This window comes from Vibrio aestuarianus, from assembly GCF_012395185.1.
In the GTDB taxonomy this organism is placed as follows: Bacteria; Pseudomonadota; Gammaproteobacteria; order Enterobacterales; family Vibrionaceae; genus Vibrio; species Vibrio aestuarianus.
The window spans coordinates 1-1,098 of the sequence record NZ_JAAZTU010000109.1; the positions used below are offsets into that span (position 1 = coordinate 1).

Here is a 1,098-nt window from a genome sequence, read left to right on the forward strand (position 1 = left end):
TTCTCTGGATGTCAAGAGTAGGTAAGGTTCTTCGCGTTGCATCGAATTAAACCACATGCTCCACCGCTTGTGCGGGCCCCCGTCAATTCATTTGAGTTTTAATCTTGCGACCGTACTCCCCAGGCGGTCTACTTAACGCGTTAGCTCCGAAAGCCACGGCTCAAGGCCACAACCTCCAAGTAGACATCGTTTACGGCGTGGACTACCAGGGTATCTAATCCTGTTTGCTCCCCACGCTTTCGCATCTGAGTGTCAGTATCTGTCCAGGGGGCCGCCTTCGCCACCGGTATTCCTTCAGATCTCTACGCATTTCACCGCTACACCTGAAATTCTACCCCCCTCTACAGTACTCTAGTCCGCCAGTTTCAAATGCAGTTCCGAGGTTGAGCCCCGGGCTTTCACATCTGACTTAACGAACCACCTGCATGCGCTTTACGCCCAGTAATTCCGATTAACGCTCGCACCCTCCGTATTACCGCGGCTGCTGGCACGGAGTTAGCCGGTGCTTCTTCTGTCGCTAACGTCAAAGAATACCGCTATTAACGATACCCCCTTCCTCACGACTGAAAGTACTTTACAACCCGAAGGCCTTCTTCATACACGCGGCATGGCTGCATCAGGCTTGCGCCCATTGTGCAATATTCCCCACTGCTGCCTCCCGTAGGAGTCTGGACCGTGTCTCAGTTCCAGTGTGGCTGATCATCCTCTCAGACCAGCTAGGGATCGTCGCCTTGGTGAGCCATTACCTCACCAACTAGCTAATCCCACCTAGGCATATCCTGACGCGAGAGGCCCGAAGGTCCCCCTCTTTGGCCCGTAGGCATCATGCGGTATTAGCCATCGTTTCCAATGGTTATCCCCCACATCAGGGCAATTTCCTAGGCATTACTCACCCGTCCGCCGCTCGTCATCTTCAAAAGCAAGCTTTTGAAATGTTACCGCTCGACTTGCATGTGTTAGGCCTGCCGCCAGCGTTCAATCTGAGCCATGATCAAACTCTTCAATTAAAGTTTTGTTGGTCCTAAGACCGGCTCAATGAATACTGACTTCAAAACTGTTTTTACTCGAAAGTAAAAAGTAATTTTAAAGCTATTGTTG

Annotated in this window: 1 rRNA gene; it reads right to left on the reverse strand. The window is 51.3% G+C overall.

Annotation, left to right across the window (positions count from 1 at the left end):
* A 16S ribosomal RNA gene (locus HGG78_RS18840) occupies positions 1 to 1,007 on the reverse strand; the annotation flags it as partial.
* Between the last annotated feature and the right edge of the window lie 91 nt (positions 1,008 to 1,098).